Raw genomic sequence first — 573 nt, 5'->3', positions numbered from 1 at the left:
TTCTTTTTTATAGGAAACATCTTAAACCAAAACGCCATTTCAAAAACAAAGCCCGCAATAATAAAAATAAATAAGCCAGTAGTGCTACCATAAGAATAACAAGCAATAGCGGCAATAATTAATGCAGCTAAAATCAACCATTTTATAAATATATTCATCTCTAGTACCTTAGATTTAAATTAGTAGCTATCAATTATTTCTTGATTCTTTAATAAAGCGATATCTAAATTCAGATAAGTAACCGAGTATCATAACCAACATAGTAGAATTTAAATCGCCATTAATAAGTAGCGTCCATATATACTCTTTAGTATTAAAACTGATATATACACACATTATAAAAGCAACAATGCTACAAGCCTTAAACATCCATGAATATTCCCCAAAAAAAGAATCGAATACACTCTTATCTATTGGTTTACCTTCCATAATAACTCTCTGCTTTTTATAGCGTTTTTTATTGAGTTTGTTAATCGTAATACCTAGCTTATTACGTGTCTATTGTATTGTTTGATTAAATGTTACTAATTATTTCTAATGAGTTATTTATTATAAAATTACTAATACTTTCCT

General features: G+C 27.2%; 1 protein-coding gene. It reads right to left on the bottom strand.

From position 1 onward, the window contains the following. Positions 1 to 189 precede the first annotated feature (189 nt). A complete protein-coding gene (locus CWB75_RS18740) occupies positions 190 to 429 on the bottom strand; it encodes a hypothetical protein (protein ID WP_010390035.1) in 240 nt (79 codons plus the stop codon). Between the last annotated feature and the right edge of the window lie 144 nt (positions 430 to 573).

Origin of the sequence: Pseudoalteromonas sp. S1608 (genome assembly GCF_005887265.1) — a bacterium.
Lineage (GTDB): Bacteria > Pseudomonadota > Gammaproteobacteria > Enterobacterales > Alteromonadaceae > Pseudoalteromonas > Pseudoalteromonas undina.
Note: the sequence above shows the minus strand (reverse complement) of the source record. Positions and strands in the feature narration are given on the sequence as shown.

Coding starts and splice junctions, on each gene's coding strand:
- CWB75_RS18740 (WP_010390035.1), bottom strand. CDS start 429: ATGGAAGGTAAACCAATAGATAAGAGTGTATTCGATTCTTTTTTTGGG.